We start from the raw sequence: 20,637 nt of genomic DNA, 5'->3' as shown, positions 1-20,637 counted from the left end.
CGGATGCGGCGAGCGGGAGTAGCGAGTGAAGGCAATGGCACGGATCGCAGCATCAGGAGCCCTCGTTTCTTGCGGCGCCTTCTTTTGCTGCCTCGCTGCCGCCCCGGTTCTGGCCAATCCGGTTGCGGACCGGATTTACGAACCCGTCGCCCTGGCGGATACCGAAGTATCCTTTCGCGGTGACCCGCCGGAGACGATTTCGGCCCGGACGCAAGACGGGTTGGTGCTCGAAGGCGCCTATTGGCCGCCGGTCGCGCCCGTGGACCAGCTGGTCATCGTCTTCCACGGCAATTCCTACAATCATCTCGTCATGGCAGCCCGCGCCGAGCCCCTGCGCATCGGCGGGCGCGGGGTTCTCGTCGCTTCCTATCGCGGCTTCGGCGACAATCCCGGCAAGCCGAGCGAGGAAGGGTTGATGCGCGATGCCGAGGCGTGGATGGCCAAGGCGCGCGAATTGCATCCAGACAAGCGGCTCTATCTTTTCGGATTTTCGCTCGGCGGGGCCGTGGCGCTGGAAATGGCCGCGCGGCACGAGGTCGAAGCGGTTGCGACGATGGGCGCCTTTACCGATCTCAGATCGATGGTCCCGAAACTGGCGCGGGCCTTCGTCAAGGACCGCTATGACAACCGCGCTGCGATCCGCCGCGTGGAGGAACCCGTGCTGCTGCTGCACGGCAGCGAGGACGATGTCGTGGCCCCATCGGCGGCGGCCCTGCTCGAACAGGCTGGCGGCAACAACGTCACGGTTATCAATTTGCGCGGCGGCAAACACTGGGTGCCGCTCGACCAGCTTGCCGAGCGGCTGTGGTCAGCGATGGAGGGAAGGCAGTCGTAAGGACGAGCGCCGGTCAGTCGATCAGGATACCGACCGCTTTCCACTGGCCCTCTTCTTTCACCAGCGTCACGGTCTCGACAGCATCGGCCTTGTTGGCAAAGCGCGTGTGAAAAGTGACCTCCATGAAACCGCTAGGCGGCGCGTTGAGGAAGCGCACCGTGGCAAGGTTGCGCGAAATCACCGCCCCAAGCGGGACGCGCACATCTTCCGAAGCGTCGGTCCAGCCTTCGACCGTATTCGCCGTGCGGAAGCTTTCTCCGGCCGCAGCGAAGCTGGCCTGCCAGTTGCCAGCATCGCCAAGCTCCAGCCAATTGCGGGCAGCCGCTTCGACGGCAGCATCGCGCGCGGTGGTTTCGGATGCGGGAGAACCCGCTTCCTGGAAAATGAGGGGGGTAGCCAGAAATAGCGCGGCAGCGAGTAAGGACATGAGAATACCTCCGATCACGATGGCCCGGTTGCGGGCCGGTTTGGTAGTGGGAGGTAACTCGGTTGTTTGCCGTGCTTCGGCATCCCGCAAACTTTCGTATACAGGGTTTTTGTAGGAATCGGCCTCGCTCTCGAACAGCAGGCGGGCCGCCTCGCGGCTGCTGGTCACGTCGAGCTTGCGGCGGGCAACACGCAGCCTTTCATTGATCGTGTGGACCGAGCGCGAAAGCTCTCTCGCCATCGATTTCGCATCGTGGCCACGGGCCATCAGGCGAAGGGTTTCCTTCTCCTTTTCGGTCAGTTCCTCAAGGCCGTGGCGGGGTTTGGAAGAGGCCGGCGTCATTCCTTCCTGCCTATGCCCCGCCATCTGGCCTAGCCACCCCAAAAAATTCGTAGGCGCTCGCTATTCGGCGCCGCGCGGGTCCGGCCGCCACCGCGCGCTGCCGCGGGTGCGGCACCACTGGCTGGAGGGTGAGGTGCGCTGTCCGCCATCGGCGAACAGCGTGTAGCTGACCTGGCGGCATTCCCTGTCGCCGTACACCACCGCATCGCTGACCAACACATAACCGCGCTGGCCATCCTCGCGCCACAGCTCGGCCTCGCCGCTGCGCAGGGCGCGGGAAGTTTCGCGGTCGACCGAGCCGGGGCGCGGACCGCTGAAACGGGGTGTTTCACCGGGCTCGGGCGGTCCGGGGAAGTTGAAGGTCTGCACGGGCGTTTCGCCATCGCGCGCGCTGGTTGGGGCTTGGGCAGCCTTTCCGATGGGCGGGGCGGGCGGTTCCTCGGGCTCCGGTTCGGCCTCTTCTTCGGGTTCGGGGAGGATTCCGCCCCACAGAAATGGCTCCTCCTCCTCGGCAGCGGGCTGCACCGTCTGCGCGGGCCGGTCCGCACGCACGAATTCATCGTTCTGCTCGACGTCGTCGGCAAAGAGATAAAAGGCGAGCGCGCCCGTGGCGAGCGCGGCGCCGGCGAAAAAGAGGATCAGCCAGCCCCCGAGGCGCTCTCGCCGTTCGAGTTCCGCCAGTTCCTCGGCGGAAAAACTGCGGGGCCGCAAAGGCGCAGCGCCTTCGAGCGATGGCGGCGTGTCGCCATCCTGATGCTGCGTTTCTTTCACCTTGCCCGCCGAACCGTCTCTCTGCCCTGTACCGAAAGGATGGATTGTCCCGTCTGACAGTCTCTCTTACAAAAGCGCCCGAATGACAACGCCCTACCACCCCCCGGCCAAATACTCCGTGCGTATCGAAGGCCATCGCACCTCGATCAGTCTCGAACCGGTGTTCTGGGACCTGTTGCAGAAAGCCGCCGCCCGCCGCAGGATTGCCGTGAACACGCTGGTCGCCCGGATCGATGCCGAACGTATCAGGAGCGAGACCCCGCCGGGACTGGCGGGCGCGATCCGCGTGTGGCTGGTGACCTCCGAGCTGGTACCCGGATATGAAAAGGACGGCGAAATCGCTTCCGCCGTCCCTTCAGATCAGGAATTGTCATCCTGAATTATGATCTAGCAACTTAGTATTTCGCAGTCGCGTCGCTCGCCGGATAGGTTTCGTCGAGCGCTTCGTCGGTCGTGCTCATGCGGTCATGCGATGCCGTGGCATCCGATCCGGCGTTGCGGAAACTGCCTTCGGGTTCGCCGCCAGCGAAGGCCACGCCGTTCTGGTCGACCTTGTTCTTCTCGTAATAGCGATATCCGGCATAGCCGAGTGCGCCGAGTGCTGCGAGCTTGATAATCATGTCTGCTTCCCTTTCGGATAGATGTTACCAAACCAACTGTTGCGGCCGCCGAAAGGTCCGCAGAATCTGCTCAGTCGTCGCCCACCCGTTCGATATCAGCGCCGACCAGCTGAAGTTTCTCTTCCAGCCGCTCGTAACCCCGGTCGAGATGGTACAGGCGGCGCACCGTCGTCTCGCCCTTGGCGGCAAGGCCCGCGATCACCAGGCTCATCGACGCGCGCAAATCGGTCGCCATCACTTCGGCGCCGGTCAGCTCGACCGGCCCCTTGACGATGGCGGTACGGCCCGTCGTGTCGATATCGGCCCCCATGCGCACCAGTTCGGGCACATGCATGAAGCGGTTCTCGAAGATCGTTTCCTTCAGCACGCTGGTGCCTTCGGCCTTGCACAAGAGGCTCATCAGCTGCGCCTGCATATCGGTGGCTAGACCTGGGAAGGGCGCGGTGGTGAGGTTATAGGCCTTGAGCGGGCCATTGGCCGCGACCTTCACGCCTTCCTTCACCGTTTCGATCTCGACGCCGATATTGCGCAGCGCATGCAATGTCGAACCCATGTCCCCGGCATCCGCGCCGCTCAGCAGCACTTCGCCGCCGGTGATCGCCGCCGCACAGGCATAGGAGCCCGCCTCGATCCGGTCGGGCATGACGCGATAGGTCGCCCCGTGGAGGGCCTTAACGCCGTGAATGGTGATTTCCGACGTGCCGACGCCTTCGATCTCGGCGCCCATGGCGGTCAACAGATTGCACAGATCCACGATTTCCGGCTCGCGCGCGGCATTGCGCAGCACGCTGGTGCCCTTGCACAGCACCGCCGCCATCAGCGCATTCTCGGTCGCACCGACCGAGACCACGGGGAAGTCGAATTCGCCGCCGGGCAGCCCGCCGTCAGGAGCGCTGGCCTTCACATAGCCTTGCGCCAGCTCTATATTGGCGCCGAACGCCTCCAGCGCCTTGAGGTGGAGGTCGATCGGGCGGTTGCCGATGGCACAGCCGCCGGGCAGCGATACGGTCGCTTCGCCCGTCCGAGCCAGCAGCGGGCCAAGCACAAGGATTGAGGCGCGCATCTTGCGCACAAGATCGTAAGGCGCGACCGAACTGGTGATTCGCATCGCCTCCAGCGTCACGTTGCGGCCGAAGTCTTCGGGCCGCTTGCCCGGAATCGTGTGGCTGACGCCGAACTGCGTCATGAGGTGCTGGAAGCCGTCGATATCGGCGAGCCGCGGCAGGTTGCGCAGCGTCACCGCTTCTTCGGTCAGCAGCGCGCAGGGGATAAGCGTGAGCGCCGCATTCTTGGCGCCGGAGATGGGAATTGTGCCCGATAGGCGATTGCCGCCGCGTACGATGAGTTTGTCCATGCCCTGCCTTTAAATGTCTCGGGGCTGCTGACAAGCGTCATCCATGTGTCATCCCGCCCCTTCATGATGTTACGAACCGCCACGTAATTGACCTGTTCCAGCCCAGGGCGTACGCCATCACCACATGAGCCAGCGCAAACCGATCAAGAAAGCCGTCTTCCCCGTCGCGGGGCTCGGCACTCGTTTCCTGCCTGCTACCAAGGCCGTTCCGAAGGAATTGCTGCCGATCGTCGACCGGCCATTGATCCAGTATGCGGTCGACGAGGCGCGCGAAGCTGGGATCGAACAGATCATCTTCGTCACTGGTCGCGGCAAGACCGCCATCGAGGATTATTTCGACCTCGCCTTCGAGCTGGAGGCGACGATGGACCAGCGCGGCAAGGACATGGGTGTCCTCGACCCGACCCGCGCCACGCCCGGGGACATCATGTCCGTCCGGCAGCAGGTCCCGCTGGGGCTGGGCCACGCCATCTGGTGCGCCCGGTCCATCGTGGGCGACGAACCCTTCGCGATCTTCCTGCCCGACGAGCTGATGATCGGCGCGCCCGGCTGCATGAAGCAGATGGTCGATGCCTATGAGGAAGTGGGGGGAAACCTCATCTCGGTGCTGGAAATCCCCGAAGAGGAAGTGTCGAGCTATGGCGTGATCGCACCGGGCAAGGAGGTCAGCGACACACTGACCGAAGTCACCGGCCTGGTCGAGAAACCGCCCGTGGCACAGGCGCCGTCGAACAAGATCATTTCGGGCCGCTACATCCTCCAGCCGGAAGTGATGCGCGTATTGGAAGATCAGGAAAAGGGCGCGGGCGGCGAAATCCAGCTGACCGACGCCATGGCGAAAATGATCGGCACGCAGCCATTCCACGCCGTGACCTTCGCCGGCAACCGTTACGACTGCGGCAACAAGACGGGCTTCGTGGAAGCTACGCTCGCGCTCGCTCTGGAGCGTGAAGACATGGGCGCCGAAGTGCGCGCCATCGCAGAACGGCTCCTCGCCCAATAAGGGGCATTACTGACACCACCGAAAAGGGCCGGTCCGCGAATGCGAGCCGGCCCTTTTCCTATTGGTCCCGATCAGATCAGGCGCCGCCGCAGGCCGCACCCTGCGCCGCGCAAGCCTCGTCGCGCGTCGCCTTGAACTCGTCACCCTCGGTCCAATTGGGCCAGCTTGTGCTCATGCCCATCATCCGGCCGAGCCGGTAGAATAGCTGCAGGTCGGCCATCACGCCCGACCAGTCCCAATTGGGATCGTATTCGTCTTTCGGCCCGTGATAGCGATTGTCGCGATAATCCTGCGCGATCTTGCTGCCCGCCTCCGTGCCGCCTTCGATCAGGTCCTCGCCGCCATCGACATAAAGCATCGGCACGCCGCGCGTGGCGAAAGCGAAGTGATCGGAGCGGTAATAGGAGCCTGCTTCAGGATTGGGATTGGGCGTTGCGACACGGCCATCGGCCTTGAGCGCCGCTTCGAGGAACTGGTCGAGCTGGGACTTGCCCGGCCCCACAACAGTCACGTCCTTGCTTGGTCCGGCAATCAGAAAGGCATCCATATTGATCCCGCCGACCGTCTGGGCGAGCGGGAAGACCGGATTGGCAGCGTAATAATCCGCCCCCAACAGGCCCGATTCCTCCGCCGTCACGGCCAGGAACACCAGGCTGCGCGCGGTCGGCCCGGCCTTGGCCTGTGCTTCGGCCAGCGCGACAAGCGCGGCGGTGCCAGTGGCATTGTCGACCGCGCCATTGCAGATGTCGTCACCATCGTCGGCAGGCGTGCAGCGGCCCAGATGATCCCAATGCGCGGTATGCATCACATATTCGTCCGGCCGTTCCGTGCCCGGCAGGATGCCGATCACGTTCTGCGATTCGAAGGTGCGGATGTCATTGCGGAAGCTGGTCGAAGCGGTGAGGCCCAGCGGCACGGGCTTGAAGCCCTTCTTCTTGGCCGCCGCCGCAAGCTTGTCGAAATCCTTGCCCGCCGCCTTGATGATGTCCTTGCCGACCTGGTTCTGCACCCAGCCGTTCATCGTGGTAAGCGGCGGGGCATTCTCTCCGCGCTGCGCATAGGCCTGCGGGCCAGACCAACTGCTTTCGACGACATTCCAGCCATAGGATGCCGGTTCGGTATCGTGAATGATGATCGCGCCAGCTGCGCCCTGACGGGCGGCCTCTTCATATTTGTACGTCCAGCGGCCGTAATAGGTCATGGCCTTCCCGCCGAAGGGCCCGTCGAGGCTGGTCGCACCGAAGTCGGGATCGTTGACGAGGATGACCGCGGTCTTGCCGGTCATGTCCACGCCTTCGTAATCGTTCCACTCTTTCTCGGGCGCATCGATGCCGTAGCCCACGAAGACGAGTTCGCTGTCTTCGAGGCTGGTCTGGACATCTCCCTTGTAGGAGACACCGACCCAGTCATCGCCATAGGCCAGCTCCATCGGCTCGCCGTTCGCGCCCGAAATCGTGAGCGGGGCGAAATCCTTGCCGGTAATCTCCACCAGCGGGACTTTCTGAGTCCAACTGCCGTTGTTGCCCGGTTCGAGCCCCGCCTTCCTGAACTGTTCGATCAGATAGGCGACCGTTTTTCGTTCGCCCGCGGTACCCGGCATGCGGCCTTCGAATTCGTCCGACGAAAGCCTCTCGGTCACGGTTTTCATCGTCTCTTCCGAAATTTCGCCACTCGCGATTTCCGGGATATCGAGACCGGGCGCCGAACCCGGTTCATCGTCGATGGCGGCATTGCAGGCGGCGAGCATAAGCGCCGTCGCTGCGGCGATGGACTTGCGGATCATCCTTGGGGCAACCTCTCGTTTGCGTGTCTGCGTTGCGGCAGCTTCTGCACCGGGCGACGCCCGGGCGCAAGTTGCTGCCTTGCGCGATGCGGCAGGCTTGGGCAGAGCCACGGCGATGGCTGCACGATGGACCGATGCGCTGAAGCGCGCGCGCGATCACGCGCCTTTCCTCGCGCGCGGGCTCGAGAAACATGAAGAGCTGGCCGCCCTGCTGGCTGCAGGCAAGGCTGATGACGCGCTCCATCTGGCGAAGGACGCGGGCGAGGGTATCGAGGATGTCGGCGTTGCGCTGCGGCGGGAAAAGCGCGCGCTGGGGCTGGTGCTGGCGGTCGGCGACCTTGCCGGGGCATTTGCGTTGGACAAGGTCATGCGCGAGCTATCGCTCTTTGCAGACCGCGCCCTGCACCGCGCGATCGACACGGCGATCCTCAAGCGTGTGCCGGATGCGCAGCCGCAGGGCATGATCGGCCTCGCGCTGGGCAAGCATGGGGCGGGCGAGCTTAACTATTCGTCCGATATCGATCCGATCCTGCTCTACGATCCGCAGACCCTGCCGCGGCGCGAGCGTGACGAGCCGGGCGAAGCGGCGCAGCGCTATGCCCGCGAAGTGGTGCGCCTGTTGTCCGAGGTGACCGCCGAAGGCTATGTCTTCCGCGTGGACTTGCGGTTGAGGCCCGCATCGGAGGTCAGCCCACTGGCCATCCCGCTCGATGCCGCGATCACGCATTATGAAAGCAGCGCCCTGGCGTGGGAGCGGGCCGCCTTCATCCGGGCGCGAGCCTGCGCCGGCGATATCGCGGCGGGCGAAGCCTTTCTTGACCATATCCGCCCCTTCGTCTGGCGCCGCAGCCTCGACTTCGGGGCGATCGACGAGGTGCGCCGCCTCACGCACCGCATTCGCGACAAGCAGTCCGGCCCGCGCGAACCGGCGCCGGATTACAACGTCAAGCTTGGGCGCGGCGGGATTCGCGAGATCGAATTCTTCGCCCAGACCCATCAGCTGGTGCATGGGGGACGCGATCCGTCGCTGCGGCGCAGGCATACGCGCGCCGCTCTCGATGCGCTTGCGGCCACGGGCCGGATCGGCGCCGACGATGCGCGGGCTCTGGGCGAAAGCTATGACGGATTGCGGCGCATCGAACACCGGCTGCAGATGGTGGCCGACCAGCAGACCCATACGCTTCCCGCCGGCGAGGCGCTGGATAATGTCGCCCAGCTGGATGGCTATGCGGACGGGGCGGCATGGCTGGAGCATATCGCCAGCCTCACCGCGCCGGTAGCCCAGCGCTACGATGCCCTGCTGGCCGAGGATGAAGTCTCCGTCCCGGTCGATACGCCGCATGTCGTGGCAGAACAATCGCAGGCGGTGCTCGCTCCGGAACTGACCGAGCGCGTGACCGACTGGACCGACGGGCGGTATGCTCCCTTGCGCAGCACGGCCGCGCTGTCGGCATTCGAAGCGATCCGGCCCAGATTGCTGGCCTCGCTCGCCGCGTCGCCCGAGCCGGAGCGGGCGGTGGCGCGCTGGGAAAGCGTGCTGCAGCGCATGAGCAGCGCGATCAACCTGTTCCGCCTGCTGGAAGCGCGGCCGGGGCTGATGCAATTGCTGGCGGATTGCCTGACGCTGGCCCCGCCGCTGGCCGATGCGATCGCGCGGCGGCCCGAACTGGTCGATGCGCTGATCGATCGCAGCGCGCTCGACCTGCCCGGCAGCCGCGGCGACCTGATCGAAGAGATGGTCCAGTCCGAGCGCGGCGATACCTATGAAGACCGGCTCGATCGGATCCGGATCGTGACCGGAGAGAAGCGCTTCGCCCTGGGCGTCCAGCTGATCGAGGCGGCGCATGACCCGCTCGATGTCGCCGCCGCCCTCTCGCGCGTGGCGGAAGCCGCCATCGCGAGCGCGCAGGAGGCGGCGGAGGAAGAATTCGCTCGCAAGCATGGCCGCATCGAGGGCAGCGAACTCGTCGTCCTCGGCCTCGGCCGGCTGGGCGGCGGCGCGCTTACCTATGCGTCGGACCTCGACATCGTCTATCTGTTCACCGGCAGCCACGATGGCGAAAGCGATGGCGACCGGCCGCTGGGGGCAACGCTCTATTTCAACCGCCTGGCCCAGCGCGTGAGTGCGGCCCTGTCCGTACCTACGGCCGAAGGCGCTCTTTACGAGGTCGATACGCGGCTGAGGCCGCAGGGGGCGCAGGGGCCGCTGGCGGTCAATCTGGACAGTTTCGCGCGTTACCAGATGGAAGATGCCTGGACGTGGGAGCACATGGCGCTGACCCGTGCCCGCCCGCTGACCGGAAGCGAGGCAGCGGTCCGGAAGATCGATGCTATTCTCGCCGAGGTGCTTGGCGCGCAGCGCGATCCGGCGGCGCTCAAGAACGACCTGCTCAAGATGCGCGGCGAAATGGGGGCGCATAAGCCGGCCAAGGGACCGCTTGATGCCAAGCTGCTGCGCGGCGGCCTGGTGGATACCGAGTTCCTCGTGCATTTCGTGCAGCTGCGCGACCGGGTGGGACTGATGCCGGCGGTTGACGAGGCCCTGGCGCAGATTCCCGATCTGGCGAAGCTAGTCCCGGCACACGTCTTGATGACACGCTTGCTGGTCGGTACCCGGCTGCTCGCCCCCGATCTCGATATTCCGGCAGACTCCCAGCAGGCAATTCTCGCCCGGCTATGCGAAACCGGCGATTTCGAGGGCCTGCTGGCGCATCTTGCCGACCAGCGGCGCGTGGTCGCGCAGGTTTGGCACGACCTATTCGACGAACGACTGGAGCTTGATCAATGACGACATATGCCGAAGGCGATGCCTTTCCCGAGTTCACGATGGAAACGCCTGACGGCGGCACGGTCACCAAGGCCGATCTGCTTGGGAAGAAAACCGTCATCTTTTTCTACCCCAAGGACAATACGCCCGGTTGCACGACCGAGGCGAAGGATTTCAGCGCGCTCAAATCCGAATTCGAGAAGGCGGGAACCCAATTGCTGGGCGTGAGCAAGGATTCGGCGCGCAAGCACCAGAACTTCATCGCCAAGCACGATCTTACGGTCGACCTCGCCACCGATGCAGAGGAAGCGGGTCTGTCCGACGAACTCGGCATCTGGGGTGAGAAGAAGAATTACGGACGCACCTATATGGGTATGATCCGCTCGACCTACTTCCTCGATGCAGAAGGCAAGATCCTGCGCATTTGGCCCAAGGTACGGGTCAAGGATCACGCAGCAGAGGTGCTGGCCGCCGCACAAGGCGCATGACCTCTGTCTCCCGCGCCATCCGCGAGGTTCTGCTGACGGGCGACAAGTCGGCGAAAGTCTTCGCCACGCGCAAGCTGGCGCGTGACTGGCGCGCCGGAAAGCTGGCCATTCGTTTCGATTGTCCAATGCCCGATCGGCCCGAATGGCCGTCCGACCTCGACCTGCGCCTGCCGCGCGACATGCCCCGCCGGGGCAAGGGTGGGTCCGAAAAGGGCCGCCTGGCCCTGTGGCATTCACTGGCGCATATCGAATTCGTCGCCATTGACCTCGCGCTGGACATGGCCGGGCGTTTCGGCGAATCGATGGGTGAGGACTTCGTTGCGGACTTTCTCTCGGTCGCGGCCGACGAGGCGATGCATTTCGCGCTGCTCGAGCGAAAACTCGATTCGCTGGGGTCCACCTACGGAGCGTTGCCTGCTCACGATGGATTGTGGAGTGCGGCGAAAGACACCGCCCACGATGTCGCGGCCCGGCTCGCCATCGTTCCCATGGTGCTCGAGGCCCGGGGGCTGGACGTTACTCCCGCCACTCTTGAGCGGGTCCGTACGCAAGGTGATGAAAACGGGGCGAAAATTCTTCAGCGAATCCTTGACGACGAAATCCGCCATGTCGCTTTCGGCGCCAAGCATTTCCGAAGCATCTGCGCCACGCGCGATGAAAACCCGCCGGAATCATGGCGAAATTTGGTCAAAATCCACTTTTCGGGGGGTCTGAAGCCACCATTCAACGACTCAGCGCGTTCGGCAGCCGGTTTATCGCGGGACTTCTACGAAGGTATTGTCTGATTAACCTTTTCCAGCAAAAACCAAACTCACGAGATGCCGGGGGGTTCCGGCGGGACTGAAAAAAGATCGGAAAGCGGCCGGGACGCCCTTTCCGATCCAGGACAAGGGGCGCGGGGTCAACCCGCGCTGGATGGACGGGTTTAGCATGAATACCAAGCGCACAACGCTTGCTTTCGCCGTGGCTGCCGCAGGTCTTACGATCGCCGCTGCCCCTGCGCAGGCTGACACGAACACCGCGGTTGCTACTGGCGCGATCGACGTATCGAAGGTGGCATCGCCCACTTCCGACGAAGGTGACGCCGAGTTTACCGAGCTTTTCGCTCGCTGGGAAAATCCCAGTCAGACGATGTCGGCCCAGCCGATGGTTTCGGTCCCGTCGCGCATGCCGCTGCATGATGCACGCATGACCAGCGATTATGGCGATCGTACCCACCCGGTTCTGAAGCGCCGCATGGGTCACAAGGGCGTCGACCTTGCAGCCACCACCGGCACGCCGATCTATGCAACGGCGGACGGTTATGTCTCCAAGGCCGCACCGTTTTCCAGCTACGGCAACTATGTCGCGATCGAACATGGTGCCCGCATTCAGACGCGTTATGCCCACATGTCGCGCATCGCCGTTGCCGAGGGCACTAGAGTGCGCAAGGGCGATGTGATCGGATATGTCGGTTCGACCGGCCGTTCGACCGGCCCGCACCTTCATTATGAAGTCCGCATCGACGGGCAGGCCGTCAACCCGGTTCCCTATATGGTCGAATCGCAGGCACAGCAGGCCTTCGCGCTTGCAATGACCGAAGGCGGCCAGGGCGGTAACGACGAAGAATAAGTCGAACGGCACAAAGTATTGCGCAGATCGAAAAGGGCGGCAGGGATGACCTGGCCGCCCTTTTGCTTTGCCCTTTTCTCTTGCCCCTGCCGATTCTCAAGGTAGGTTTCTCAATGCAACCGGACGAGTCCCGCCAATGAGGACCGCCGGCACGAGAGAGGACCGCCGATGCACCCGATCCAGCATGCGAAAACCCGCCCCGATCATCCCGCGCTGATAATGGCGGGGAGCGGGGAGACGATGACGTACGGCGAGATGGACGCCTATGCCAATCGCTTCGCCCAGCTCCTCCGTGCGAACGGCATTAAGCGCGGCGATCACTTCGGCGTCCTGATGGAAAATACCATCCACTACCTGCCGCTCGTCTGGGGCGCGCAGCGCGCAGGCACCATGCTGGTGCCGATCTCGACACGGCTGACCGCACCGGAAATCTGCTACATCATGAAGGATGCCAAAGTCGGCCTGCTGGTCACCACGCGAAAATTCGATCCCGTGATTGCGGGCATCCGCGAACAATGCGCCGGAGTCGACCTGCTGATCGTGGGCGGGGAAGGCGAGGAAGATTATGAGGCCAGGCTGGCGGCGCAGCCTGCCCGGCCGATACCCGATCAGGCGCCGGGGCAATACATGCTCTATTCCAGCGGGACGACAGGTGCGCCGAAGGGCGTGCGCCCTGCGGCCCCGCCAACCGACGATATCGAAGCAGTGAATCCGCTGGTCGGTCTGGCGGTCATGGGCGCAGGCATGCCAGCGGACGGTAGCATGGTCTATCTTTCACCCGCACCGCTCTATCATGCTGCCCCCCTTGGCTGGTGCACCACCGCGCAAAGGCTCGGCGGGACTGTCGTGGTGATGGAAAAATTCGATCCGGTCCACGCACTGGAAGCGATCGAGAAATACCGGGTTACCGACAGCCAGTGGGTCCCGACCCATTTCGTCCGCATGCTCAAGCTGGAACCGCATGAGCGCGAAGGCCACGATCTTTCCAGCCACCAGCGCGCCCTCCATGCCGCAGCGCCCTGCCCGGTGCCCATCAAGCAGGCCATGATCGAATGGTGGGGCCCGATCATCAACGAATATTACGCCGGCAGCGAGGGCATCGGGATGACGCTGATCAAGGCGGAGGAATGGCTGACCCATCCCGGCAGCGTGGGCAAAGCCATCTACGGCACGCTGCATGTCTGCGGCCCAGATGGCGAGGAATTACCGGCGGGCGAGGACGGCTTGCTGTTCTTCGAGAATGCGACCATTCCCAGCTATCACAATGATTCCGAGAAGACCGCCGAAGCGATGCATCCGGAAGGCTGGATGACGCTCGGCGATATCGGCCACATCGATGCCGACGGCTATCTCTACCTCACCGACCGCAAGAGCCACATGATCATTTCGGGCGGAGTGAATATCTACCCGCAGGAAATCGAGAACCTGCTGGTGACGCATGACAAAGTGATGGACGCGGCCGTGATCGGCGCGCCCTGTGCCGAATTCGGAGAGAAGGTCGTCGCCATCGTCCAACCGAAAGACATGGACGATGCAGGCGGCGCCCTCGAGGCGGAACTGCGCGAGTTTCTGGCCACCGGCCTGTCCAGAATAAAAATGCCGAAACTGTTCGATTTCCGGCCGGAGCTGCCACGCGAGGCGAATGGCAAGCTCTACAAGCGCGAGCTGCGTGACGAATATGAACGCAAGGCAGAACAGGTGGCCTCTCAGGCCTGACAGCTGCCACGAAGGCAAGGCAATTTACCGCCATCGATCATGATGAAGGTCCAGGCTGAGAGCGCCTGCCAAAAGACGGGCGTCATTTAACCAACCCTTCGCAAACCCGCGATATTGCGGGAAGAATCGAACTCGGTTCGTCGCATATTTCTACGGTTGAAGCTGTCGTTCTGGTAAGTGATTCACATGGATACAACAGTAGGACGATAGGTTTTCGGCAGCAGTCGGAGACCATGTCTTCCTGCGCCAAGAAAGGGGGGTTTTATGACTTTGCTCGAGCCGCACAACATGCCGTTTGCGGCCGCTCTGGTCATCATGCTGATCCTCGCAGTGGTACAGTTGATCGGGATCGCCGATTTCGGCGATGCCGACTTCGATCTGGATGCCGATGGCGACGGGTTGCCGGATGCGGGAATGCTCGATGGGCTGCTGACGCTGCTCGGCATCGGACGGGTCCCGCTCACGATCTGGCTCGCGCTGTTCCTGTTCCTGTTCGCAGGCATCGGCCTTTCGGTGCAGGAACTGGCGACAAGCCTTACCGGTAGCCCGCTCTACGATTGGCTTGCCGCCGTGATAGCGGGCGTCGCCGCGCTTCCGGTCACCGGTGTGTTCGCCCGTCCGCTGGGCCGTATCCTGCCGAAGGATCACACCACTGCGGTCAGCACCGAAAGCCTCATCGGCCGCCGTGCCACCATCACCGACGGTATTGCCCGGGCAGGATCTCCCGCACGCGCAAAAGTGAAGGACGTGCATGGCCAGACGCATCACGTGATGGTCGAACCGCATGAGGCATTATCGGAAATCCACGCTGGCGACGAGGTTCTGCTCGTCCGCCGCGAGGGTGGCCAATTCTATGCGACCGCGCTCGCCGAGCGCCGCCTGTCGCCAACACAAATCGAACAATAGGGGGTAAGAATGGAAAGTCTAATCGGAACATCGCTGGTGATGATCGGCGGAGGAGTGATCCTTGCCGTTATCATCATCACTTTCCTGCTGAAGATGTATCGCCGCGCCTCGAAGGAAATCGCCTTCGTGCGAACCGGCGTGGGCGGCGAAAAGGTCGTGATGAACGGGGGCGCTCTGGTGCTGCCGGTCTTCCACGAAACCATGCCGGTCAACATGAACACGCTGGTGCTTTCGGTCGTCCGCCGCGACGGCGAGGCGCTGATCACGCTCGACCGCCTGCGGATCGACGTGAAGGCGGAATTCTACGTTCGCGTGAAGCCCGACAGCGAAGCCATCGCCATGGCCGCGCAGACCTTGGGCCAGCGCACCATGCAGCCGGAAATGCTGAAGGACCTCGTCGAAGGCAAGTTCGTCGACGCGCTGCGCAGCGTGGCTGCCGGCATGACGATGAACGAGTTGCACGAACAGCGTGCCGATTTCGTGCAGAAGGTGCAGCAGGTGTCGTCCAACGATCTCGCGATGAACGGTCTGGAACTGGAATCGGTCTCGCTGACCGGTCTCGACCAGACCAGCATCGAGCATTTCAACGCAAACAACGCCTTCGACGCCGAAGGTCTGACCAAGCTGACCGAGCAGATCGAAGCGCGCAAGAAACTGCGCAACGATATCGAGCAGGACACGCGCGTGCAGATGGAAACGAAGAATCTCGAAGCCGACCAGAAGAGCTTCCAGATCAAACGTGACCAGGAATATGCGCGGCTCGAGCAGGAACGCGAAGTCGAGGTGCGCCGCGCGGCCCAGTCGTCGGAAATCGCCCGCGAGCAGGCCGAGCGGACCCGCGAGGCCGATGCAGCGCGGATCGAAGCGAAGAAGCAGGTTGATGCGCAGCAGATCGAAGCCGACCGGCTCGTCGAAGAGGCACGGATCGATCAGCAGCGGGCGCTCGAAATCGCCCGGCAGGAGCAGCAGATCGCGGTCCAGAACAAGAGCCGCGAGGAAAGCCAGGCCAAGGCAGATGCCGACGAGGCGCGCGCCAAGGCGGTCTCCGCGGAGGAGCAGGTCGGCACGGCCCGCGAAACCGAGATCGCCGAGCGTCAGAAGCGCATCGAGCTGATCGAGGCGTCGAAGCAGGCCGAGCGTGACGCGATCAAGATCCGCGTCGATGCCGAAGCCGAAAAGGACGCCGCATCGAACCGCGCCGAAGCCGCAAGGCTGGAAGCGCAGGGCGAGGCGGAGGCCGAGAAGCTGCGGGCAGAAGCTGCGCGCGTCCGCTTCGAAGTCGAGGCTGCGGGTCAGAAGGCGATCAACGAGGCGGCCAATATCCTGTCCTCGGACCAGATCAGCCTGCAGACCAAGCTGGCCCTGCTCAAGGTCCTGCCGGACTTGGTACGCGAAAGCGCCAAGCCGATGGAAGCCATCGAAAGCATCAAGATCGTCCAGGTCGACGGGCTTACGAATGGCGGCGGAAAAGGCGCAGCCGCGAGTGCAGGCGGATCGGGCGGAGGCTCGGGCAACCTTGCCACCGATGCGGTCAGCGCAGCGCTTGCCTACCGTGCGCAGGCCCCGGTGCTCGACGGGCTGATGAAGGAACTGGGCCTCGACGGCTCGAGCCTTAACAATCTCGTCAAGGGTCCGGCCGAACAGACCGGCGGGTTCGATGTCCACGACGATGTTGCGGACACCAAGGAAGAGCCCAAAGCCCTTCCGGCCAATGACAAGGCGAAGGGCGAAGGCGAGAGCGCCGAAGCCTGATCAGAACGTTACGCTAACGGGAAAAGGGGGCACTGCGGTGTCCCCTTTTTTGTTGCGCCAAGGGGCCGCCCCAGCCTAACCGCGCGCCATGAGCGAAACGCCCAAATGGACCATGCCCCCCGAATGGGCACCGCAGGACTGGCTGTGGATCGGCTTCCCGCACGATGCGGAGGAATGGCCCGAAGTGCTTGGGCCCGCGCAGGAGCAGATCGCGGCCTTCGCCAATGCCGTGGCCGAAAGCGGACAGGAAGTACGCCTGCTGGTCCGCGATGCGAATAACGAACAGCGCGCGCGCGATCTCGTCAGCGGCGCAGTGAAGCTGGAACGGCGCGAGTTTGGCGATGTGTGGCTGCGCGATACCGGGCCGCTGGTCCTAACCGATGGCGCTGGCAATCGCGCGGCGCGGCGCTTCGGCTTCAACGGCTGGGGCGGGAAATATCTGATGGAAGGCGACCAGACTATCGGGGCCGAGCTGGCGGAAGACTCAGGTCTGCCACTGGAAGTCGCCGACTGGATTCTCGAAGGCGGGGCGATCGACGGCGATGGCACCGGTCTTGTCGCCACCACTGAGCAATGCCTCCTCAATCCTAACCGCAATCCAGATTTGACCCGCGAAGATCTCGAATATCGCCTCAAGCGCGACCTCGGCTTCACCCGCGTGTTGTGGCTCGGCGACGGGCTCATCAACGACCACACCGACGGGCATGTCGACAACCTTGCGCGGTTCGTCGGTCCCAACACGCTGGCCCTGCCGCGCGCTGCCGGGAAAGACGACCCCAACGCTGCCATCTATGCCGATGCCAAAGCGCGGGCCGAGGCTGCCGGGATCACCGTCAAGGAAATCCCCTCCCCCGGCCTCGTCACCAGCGGCGACCGGATCGAGCCGGCAAGCTACGCCAATTTCGCGATAACCAGCCACCTCGTCGTCGTCCCGACCTTTGGCAGCCCGCATGACGATGGTGGCGTGGCGGCCATTGCCGAACTCTTCCCCGACCGCGCCACCGTCGGCGTGCGCGGCGATGCCGTGCTTGCAGGCGGCGGCGGCTTCCATTGTGCAAGCCAGCAAATGCCCCGCGCGACGCAAAGTTAACTTTTCGTAAGGAATTTGAGCGGAGAATAGGCGGATGGCAAAAGCTATCGCTCTCGCACGCTCCACCGTCCCGGCGCTCCCGCTGGGTGAAGTGGTGCGCACTGCCTTGGTGAGCGGCTGCGGTCTCGCGCTTATCCTCGCGGGACCGGTACTGCCCTTTTAAGCAAAGGCCTTCCACAGCGCAGCTGCCGCAGCGCCGCCCAGGACCAGCCCCACACAGACGCGCCAGGTGCGGTCTTCAATTTTGCCGGATGCACGGTCTCCCAGCCAATTGCCGATCAGTATGGCCGGGAATAGCAACAGGGCGAGCAGGGCAAGCGATCCTTCGAGCACGCCCAGCGCTGCCCCGCTCGCAAGGCCGGTTGCCGATGCGCAGGTAAAAATCAGCATCATCGAGGCCTTGGCCGTTTCGCGCGGGATGTCGCGCCCCACGTAATAGGGCACGACAGGGGGGCCCGGCATGCCGGCATAACCCGTCATCAGCCCGCTCATCACCCCGACCGCGCCGGTAGTGGCGGGATGATGGCCAGCGGTTTTGCGGCGCGGAAGCAGTACCGCCCCGAATGCCGACAGAGCGATGAAGGCGATGACCACACGCGCCACCGCCGGAGTGGTGAGACCCAGCGCGTAGAGGCCCAGCGGCGTGGTGGCCGCCACCAATGCGATGATGGCCCAGGCAGATTTCTCTGCCCCGCGCAGCAAACGTCTGATCTCGGTGAGCCCGATAAAAACGGACAGAAAGTTGGTAAGCAACACCGCATGCACGGGCGACAAGGCCAGCGCCAGGATCGGCACGAGCAGGATCGCCATGCCAAACCCCGTCAGCCCCCGCACGAAAGCGGAACCGAAAGCTGCGAGCAGCGCGGCGGCGATCGCCGCTGGGCCGTAGCCCGCCAGAAGATCCATGTTGGCCTAGCCTTCGCGCAAATCCGGCGGCGTCGCCTCTGTCTTCAGCATGGCAATCGCCTCATCCAGAGTCATCACCTTCTGGTGCTGCTGGCCGAGCGTACGAACCGCGACAGTACCTTCTTCGGCCTCGCGATTGCCGACCACCAGCAGGTGCGGAACCTTGGCGACGGAATGTTCGCGCACCTTGTAGTTGATCTTTTCATTACGGAGATCGCTTTCCACGCGAATGCCAGCCGCTTCGAGCTTGGCAACCGCTTCCCTCGCGTAATCGTCCGCGTCGGACACGATCGTCGCGACCACCGCCTGCGTCGGAGCGAGCCAGACAGGCAGACGACCGGCGAAGTGCTCGATGAGGATGCCGATAAAGCGCTCGTACGATCCGAAGATTGCGCGGTGCAGCATGACCGGGCGGTGTTTCTCGCCATCTTCGCCGATATAGCTTGCATCGAGGCGGTCGGGCAGGACGCGGTCGCCCTGAATCGTGCCGACCTGCCAGGTGCGGCCGATGGCGTCGGTCAGATGCCATTCGAGCTTGGGGGCGTAGAAGGCACCTTCGCCGGGTAATTCTTCCCAGCCGTAGTCCTCGTTCGCCATGCCCGCCTCGGCGACGGCATCGCGCAATTCCTGCTCGGCCTTGTCCCAGTCGGCCTCGCTTCCAAACCGCTTCTCGGGGCGCAGCGCCAGCTTGACCTCATAGGTGAAGCCGAAATCCTTGTAGACGGCATCGGCCAGCCGGCAGAAGGCACGAACCTCTTCGACCACCTGCTTTTCCGTGCAGAAGATATGCGCATCGTCCTGCGTGAACTGGCGAACGCGCATCAGCCCGTGGAGCGCGCCGTGCGGTTCGTTGCGGTGACAGCAGCCCATTTCACCCAGCCGGATCGGCAGGTCGCGATAAGAGGTGATACCCTGCTTGAAGACCAGCACGTGGGCCGGGCAGTTCATGGGCTTGATCGCCATCCAGTCCGCATCGTCGGCGACCTTGGGCGATGCCCCCTGACCATCGTTATCGTCACCCAATCCGTCGACTTCGGGGACGATGTCGGGCACGGCGAACATGTTCTCGGCATATTTACCCCAATGGCCGGACTGCTCCCACTGGCGCACGTCCATCAACTGCGGCGTTTTGATTTCCTGATAGCCGGCGCCGTCCATCTTGCGGCGCATATAGGCTTCCAGCTCGCGCCAGATGCGATAGCCGTTGGGGTGCCAGAAGACGCTGCCATGCGCTTCTTCCTGAAGGTGGAAGAGATCCATCTCGCGGCCAAGCTTGCGATGGTCGCGCTTCGCGGCTTCTTCCAGCCGCGTAAGGTGCGCATTCAGCTGCTTCTTGTTGAGCCAGCCCGTGCCGTAGATGCGTGTGAGCTGCGCGTTCTTCTGGTCCCCGCGCCAGTATGCCCCGGCAACGCGCATCAGCTTGAAAGCCTGCGGGTCGAGCTTGCCCGTGCTTGCCAGATGCGGACCGCGGCACATGTCCAGCCAGTCTTCACCGCTGCGATAGACGGTCAGTTCCTCGCCTTCGGGCAGTTCCTTTGCCCATTCGGCCTTGAAGACCTCGCCTTCGGATTCCCACTTTTCGATCAGCTGCTGGCGCGACCAGACTTCGCGGGTCAGCGGCTTGTCGGCCTTGATGATCCGGCGCATCTCCTCCTCGATCGCGGGCAGATCGTCCATGGAGAAAGGCTCGCGCGTGGCAGGCGCTTTCACATCGTAATAAAAGCCGTCGTCCGTCGCGGGGCCAAAGGTGATCTGCGTGCCGGGAAAGAGCGACTGCACCGCTTCGGCCAGCACATGGGCATAATCGTGGCGGGCGAGTTCGAGAGCGTCCTCTTCGTCGCGGGTGGTGACCAGCGCGAGTTCCGCATCGCCGTCGAAGGGCCGGTTGATGTCGCGCAGTTCGCCGTCCACACGCGCGGCGATGGCGGCTTTGGCGAGGCCCGGTCCGATCGCGGCGGCAACGTCGGCGGGCGTGCTGCCGGGTTCCATTTCGCGCACCGATCCATCGGGCAGGCTGATCTTAAGAAGTTCCGTCATCGTCTCATCCGTCTGGTTGCGAGGGTTTCCTGGTCCGGCCTCGACTTGAGGAGGCCCATGGCACAGGAAGCCACGCGCTTGAAGCGGCGTTTCAGGAGAATTTCGCGATTTCGGGAGGAAACGCCAGCCACCCGAAACCGGGTGGCGGTGCTTCGCTAAGCAGCGAGCAGCCGCCCCCGGAGCGCCGGGGTGGTGGTAGTTGTGAAGGTGCTGCGCGCCTGCATCATGA

Annotated in this window: 19 protein-coding genes; 12 read left to right on the top strand and 7 right to left on the bottom strand. The window is 63.6% G+C overall.

All coding sequences use genetic code 11. From position 1 onward, the window contains the following. The first annotated feature begins 34 nt into the window (after nucleotides 1-34). Complete coding sequence (locus K3175_RS13825; RefSeq protein WP_221544166.1) at nucleotides 35-835, top strand: alpha/beta hydrolase; 801 nt, start codon at nucleotides 35-37, stop codon at nucleotides 833-835. Nucleotides 836-848: 13 nt separating this feature from the next. Here the strand turns inward: K3175_RS13825 and K3175_RS13820 are convergent, their stop codons facing one another. Together K3175_RS13820 and K3175_RS13815 are read right to left on the bottom strand one after the other, a co-directional pair. Beyond that, entirely contained in the window at nucleotides 849-1,604 is a 756-nt protein-coding gene (locus K3175_RS13820; protein WP_221544050.1) for a DUF4019 domain-containing protein, read from the bottom strand. Between the two features lie 60 nt (nucleotides 1,605-1,664). Further along, on the bottom strand, nucleotides 1,665-2,375 hold the full coding sequence (locus tag K3175_RS13815) for a hypothetical protein (protein ID WP_221544049.1): 711 nt from the start codon (nucleotides 2,373-2,375) through the stop codon (nucleotides 1,665-1,667). 82 nt (nucleotides 2,376-2,457) lie between these two features. On the opposite strand from K3175_RS13815, the gene K3175_RS13810 reads away from it, so the two are divergent. Then, nucleotides 2,458-2,754, top strand: coding sequence for a ribbon-helix-helix domain-containing protein (locus K3175_RS13810; protein ID WP_221544048.1), 297 nt, complete (start codon nucleotides 2,458-2,460; stop codon nucleotides 2,752-2,754). Between the two features lie 16 nt (nucleotides 2,755-2,770). Here the strand turns inward: K3175_RS13810 and K3175_RS13805 are convergent, their stop codons facing one another. Together K3175_RS13805 and murA are read right to left on the bottom strand one after the other, a co-directional pair. Next, nucleotides 2,771-2,995 carry a hypothetical protein gene (locus tag K3175_RS13805; protein WP_221544047.1) on the bottom strand — a complete coding sequence of 75 codons (225 nt, stop codon included), beginning with the start codon at nucleotides 2,993-2,995 and terminating at the stop codon, nucleotides 2,771-2,773. Nucleotides 2,996-3,065: 70 nt separating this feature from the next. After that, nucleotides 3,066-4,349 (bottom strand): UDP-N-acetylglucosamine 1-carboxyvinyltransferase, encoded by a 1,284-nt coding sequence (murA, locus tag K3175_RS13800; RefSeq protein ID WP_221544046.1) that lies wholly within the window; start codon nucleotides 4,347-4,349, stop codon nucleotides 3,066-3,068. A 124-nt stretch (nucleotides 4,350-4,473) separates the two neighbouring features. Here murA and galU point away from each other — a divergent pair, with 124 nt between their 5' ends. Next, complete coding sequence (gene galU / locus K3175_RS13795) at nucleotides 4,474-5,352, top strand: UTP--glucose-1-phosphate uridylyltransferase GalU (RefSeq protein WP_221544045.1); 879 nt, start codon at nucleotides 4,474-4,476, stop codon at nucleotides 5,350-5,352. 76 nt (nucleotides 5,353-5,428) lie between these two features. Here the strand turns inward: galU and K3175_RS13790 are convergent, their stop codons facing one another. Next, entirely contained in the window at nucleotides 5,429-7,135 is a 1,707-nt protein-coding gene (locus K3175_RS13790; RefSeq protein WP_221544044.1) for a M28 family metallopeptidase, read from the bottom strand. 115 nt (nucleotides 7,136-7,250) lie between these two features. Here K3175_RS13790 and glnE point away from each other — a divergent pair, with 115 nt between their 5' ends. The 9 genes from glnE (at nucleotide 7,251) to K3175_RS14310 (ending at nucleotide 17,628) form a co-directional block, all read left to right on the top strand. Further along, nucleotides 7,251-9,923 carry a bifunctional [glutamate--ammonia ligase]-adenylyl-L-tyrosine phosphorylase/[glutamate--ammonia-ligase] adenylyltransferase gene (gene glnE, locus K3175_RS13785; RefSeq protein WP_221544165.1) on the top strand — a complete coding sequence of 891 codons (2,673 nt, stop codon included), beginning with the start codon at nucleotides 7,251-7,253 and terminating at the stop codon, nucleotides 9,921-9,923. Beyond that, nucleotides 9,920-10,390, top strand: coding sequence for a peroxiredoxin (locus tag K3175_RS13780; RefSeq protein ID WP_221544043.1), 471 nt, complete (start codon nucleotides 9,920-9,922; stop codon nucleotides 10,388-10,390). Before glnE ends, K3175_RS13780 begins: the two co-directional genes overlap by 4 nt. Next, nucleotides 10,387-11,175 carry a ferritin-like domain-containing protein gene (locus K3175_RS13775; RefSeq protein WP_221544042.1) on the top strand — a complete coding sequence of 263 codons (789 nt, stop codon included), beginning with the start codon at nucleotides 10,387-10,389 and terminating at the stop codon, nucleotides 11,173-11,175. Before K3175_RS13780 ends, K3175_RS13775 begins: the two co-directional genes overlap by 4 nt. A gap of 145 nt (nucleotides 11,176-11,320) precedes the next feature. Further along, nucleotides 11,321-12,001: a M23 family metallopeptidase gene (locus K3175_RS13770; protein WP_224812656.1), complete on the top strand. Its 681-nt coding sequence runs from the start codon at nucleotides 11,321-11,323 to the stop codon at nucleotides 11,999-12,001. A gap of 168 nt (nucleotides 12,002-12,169) precedes the next feature. Continuing rightward, nucleotides 12,170-13,717, top strand: coding sequence for an acyl-CoA synthetase (locus K3175_RS13765; protein WP_221544038.1), 1,548 nt, complete (start codon nucleotides 12,170-12,172; stop codon nucleotides 13,715-13,717). A 264-nt stretch (nucleotides 13,718-13,981) separates the two neighbouring features. Then, nucleotides 13,982-14,623, top strand: coding sequence for a YqiJ family protein (locus K3175_RS13760; protein WP_221544036.1), 642 nt, complete (start codon nucleotides 13,982-13,984; stop codon nucleotides 14,621-14,623). A gap of 39 nt (nucleotides 14,624-14,662) precedes the next feature. Next, entirely contained in the window at nucleotides 14,663-16,375 is a 1,713-nt protein-coding gene (locus tag K3175_RS13755; RefSeq protein ID WP_425594854.1) for a flotillin family protein, read from the top strand. Nucleotides 16,376-16,463: 88 nt separating this feature from the next. After that, nucleotides 16,464-17,465: an agmatine deiminase family protein gene (locus K3175_RS13750; protein ID WP_221544032.1), complete on the top strand. Its 1,002-nt coding sequence runs from the start codon at nucleotides 16,464-16,466 to the stop codon at nucleotides 17,463-17,465. 34 nt (nucleotides 17,466-17,499) lie between these two features. After that, the gene (locus K3175_RS14310; protein ID WP_282098264.1) at nucleotides 17,500-17,628 is read left to right on the top strand and encodes a hypothetical protein; all 129 of its coding nucleotides are present in this window, start codon (nucleotides 17,500-17,502) and stop codon (nucleotides 17,626-17,628) included. Here the strand turns inward: K3175_RS14310 and K3175_RS13745 are convergent. Both K3175_RS13745 and thrS read right to left on the bottom strand, forming a co-directional pair. After that, the gene (locus K3175_RS13745) at nucleotides 17,625-18,371 is read right to left on the bottom strand and encodes a sulfite exporter TauE/SafE family protein (protein ID WP_221544030.1); all 747 of its coding nucleotides are present in this window, start codon (nucleotides 18,369-18,371) and stop codon (nucleotides 17,625-17,627) included. The genes K3175_RS14310 and K3175_RS13745 overlap by 4 nt on opposite strands. 6 nt (nucleotides 18,372-18,377) lie before the next feature. Continuing rightward, a complete protein-coding gene (gene thrS / locus K3175_RS13740) occupies nucleotides 18,378-20,408 on the bottom strand; it encodes a threonine--tRNA ligase (RefSeq protein ID WP_221544028.1) in 2,031 nt (676 codons plus the stop codon). Nucleotides 20,409-20,637 lie beyond the last annotated feature (229 nt).

This window comes from Qipengyuania aestuarii, assembly GCF_019711535.1.
Taxonomy (GTDB): domain Bacteria; phylum Pseudomonadota; class Alphaproteobacteria; order Sphingomonadales; family Sphingomonadaceae; genus Qipengyuania; species Qipengyuania aestuarii.
This window is presented reverse-complemented; position numbering and strand designations above follow the sequence as displayed.

What these genes read in the sequence shown, in the direction of transcription:
- K3175_RS13825 (WP_221544166.1), top strand. Translation starts at nt 35, where the DNA reads ATGGCACGGATCGCAGCATCAGGAGCCCTCGTTTCTTGCGGCGCCTTC.
- K3175_RS13820 (WP_221544050.1), bottom strand. Translation starts at nt 1,604, where the DNA reads ATGACGCCGGCCTCTTCCAAACCCCGCCACGGCCTTGAGGAACTGACC.
- K3175_RS13810 (WP_221544048.1), top strand. Translation starts at nt 2,458, where the DNA reads ATGACAACGCCCTACCACCCCCCGGCCAAATACTCCGTGCGTATCGAA.
- K3175_RS13805 (WP_221544047.1), bottom strand. Translation starts at nt 2,995, where the DNA reads ATGATTATCAAGCTCGCAGCACTCGGCGCACTCGGCTATGCCGGATAT.
- murA (WP_221544046.1), bottom strand. Translation starts at nt 4,349, where the DNA reads ATGGACAAACTCATCGTACGCGGCGGCAATCGCCTATCGGGCACAATT.
- galU (WP_221544045.1), top strand. Translation starts at nt 4,474, where the DNA reads ATGAGCCAGCGCAAACCGATCAAGAAAGCCGTCTTCCCCGTCGCGGGG.
- K3175_RS13790 (WP_221544044.1), bottom strand. Translation starts at nt 7,135, where the DNA reads ATGATCCGCAAGTCCATCGCCGCAGCGACGGCGCTTATGCTCGCCGCC.
- glnE (WP_221544165.1), top strand. Translation starts at nt 7,251, where the DNA reads ATGGCTGCACGATGGACCGATGCGCTGAAGCGCGCGCGCGATCACGCG.
- K3175_RS13780 (WP_221544043.1), top strand. Translation starts at nt 9,920, where the DNA reads ATGACGACATATGCCGAAGGCGATGCCTTTCCCGAGTTCACGATGGAA.
- K3175_RS13775 (WP_221544042.1), top strand. Translation starts at nt 10,387, where the DNA reads ATGACCTCTGTCTCCCGCGCCATCCGCGAGGTTCTGCTGACGGGCGAC.
- K3175_RS13770 (WP_224812656.1), top strand. Translation starts at nt 11,321, where the DNA reads ATGAATACCAAGCGCACAACGCTTGCTTTCGCCGTGGCTGCCGCAGGT.
- K3175_RS13765 (WP_221544038.1), top strand. Translation starts at nt 12,170, where the DNA reads ATGCACCCGATCCAGCATGCGAAAACCCGCCCCGATCATCCCGCGCTG.
- K3175_RS13760 (WP_221544036.1), top strand. Translation starts at nt 13,982, where the DNA reads ATGACTTTGCTCGAGCCGCACAACATGCCGTTTGCGGCCGCTCTGGTC.
- K3175_RS13755 (WP_425594854.1), top strand. Translation starts at nt 14,663, where the DNA reads ATGATCGGCGGAGGAGTGATCCTTGCCGTTATCATCATCACTTTCCTG.
- K3175_RS13750 (WP_221544032.1), top strand. Translation starts at nt 16,464, where the DNA reads ATGAGCGAAACGCCCAAATGGACCATGCCCCCCGAATGGGCACCGCAG.
- K3175_RS14310 (WP_282098264.1), top strand. Translation starts at nt 17,500, where the DNA reads ATGGCAAAAGCTATCGCTCTCGCACGCTCCACCGTCCCGGCGCTCCCG.
- K3175_RS13745 (WP_221544030.1), bottom strand. Translation starts at nt 18,371, where the DNA reads ATGGATCTTCTGGCGGGCTACGGCCCAGCGGCGATCGCCGCCGCGCTG.
- thrS (WP_221544028.1), bottom strand. Translation starts at nt 20,408, where the DNA reads ATGACGGAACTTCTTAAGATCAGCCTGCCCGATGGATCGGTGCGCGAA.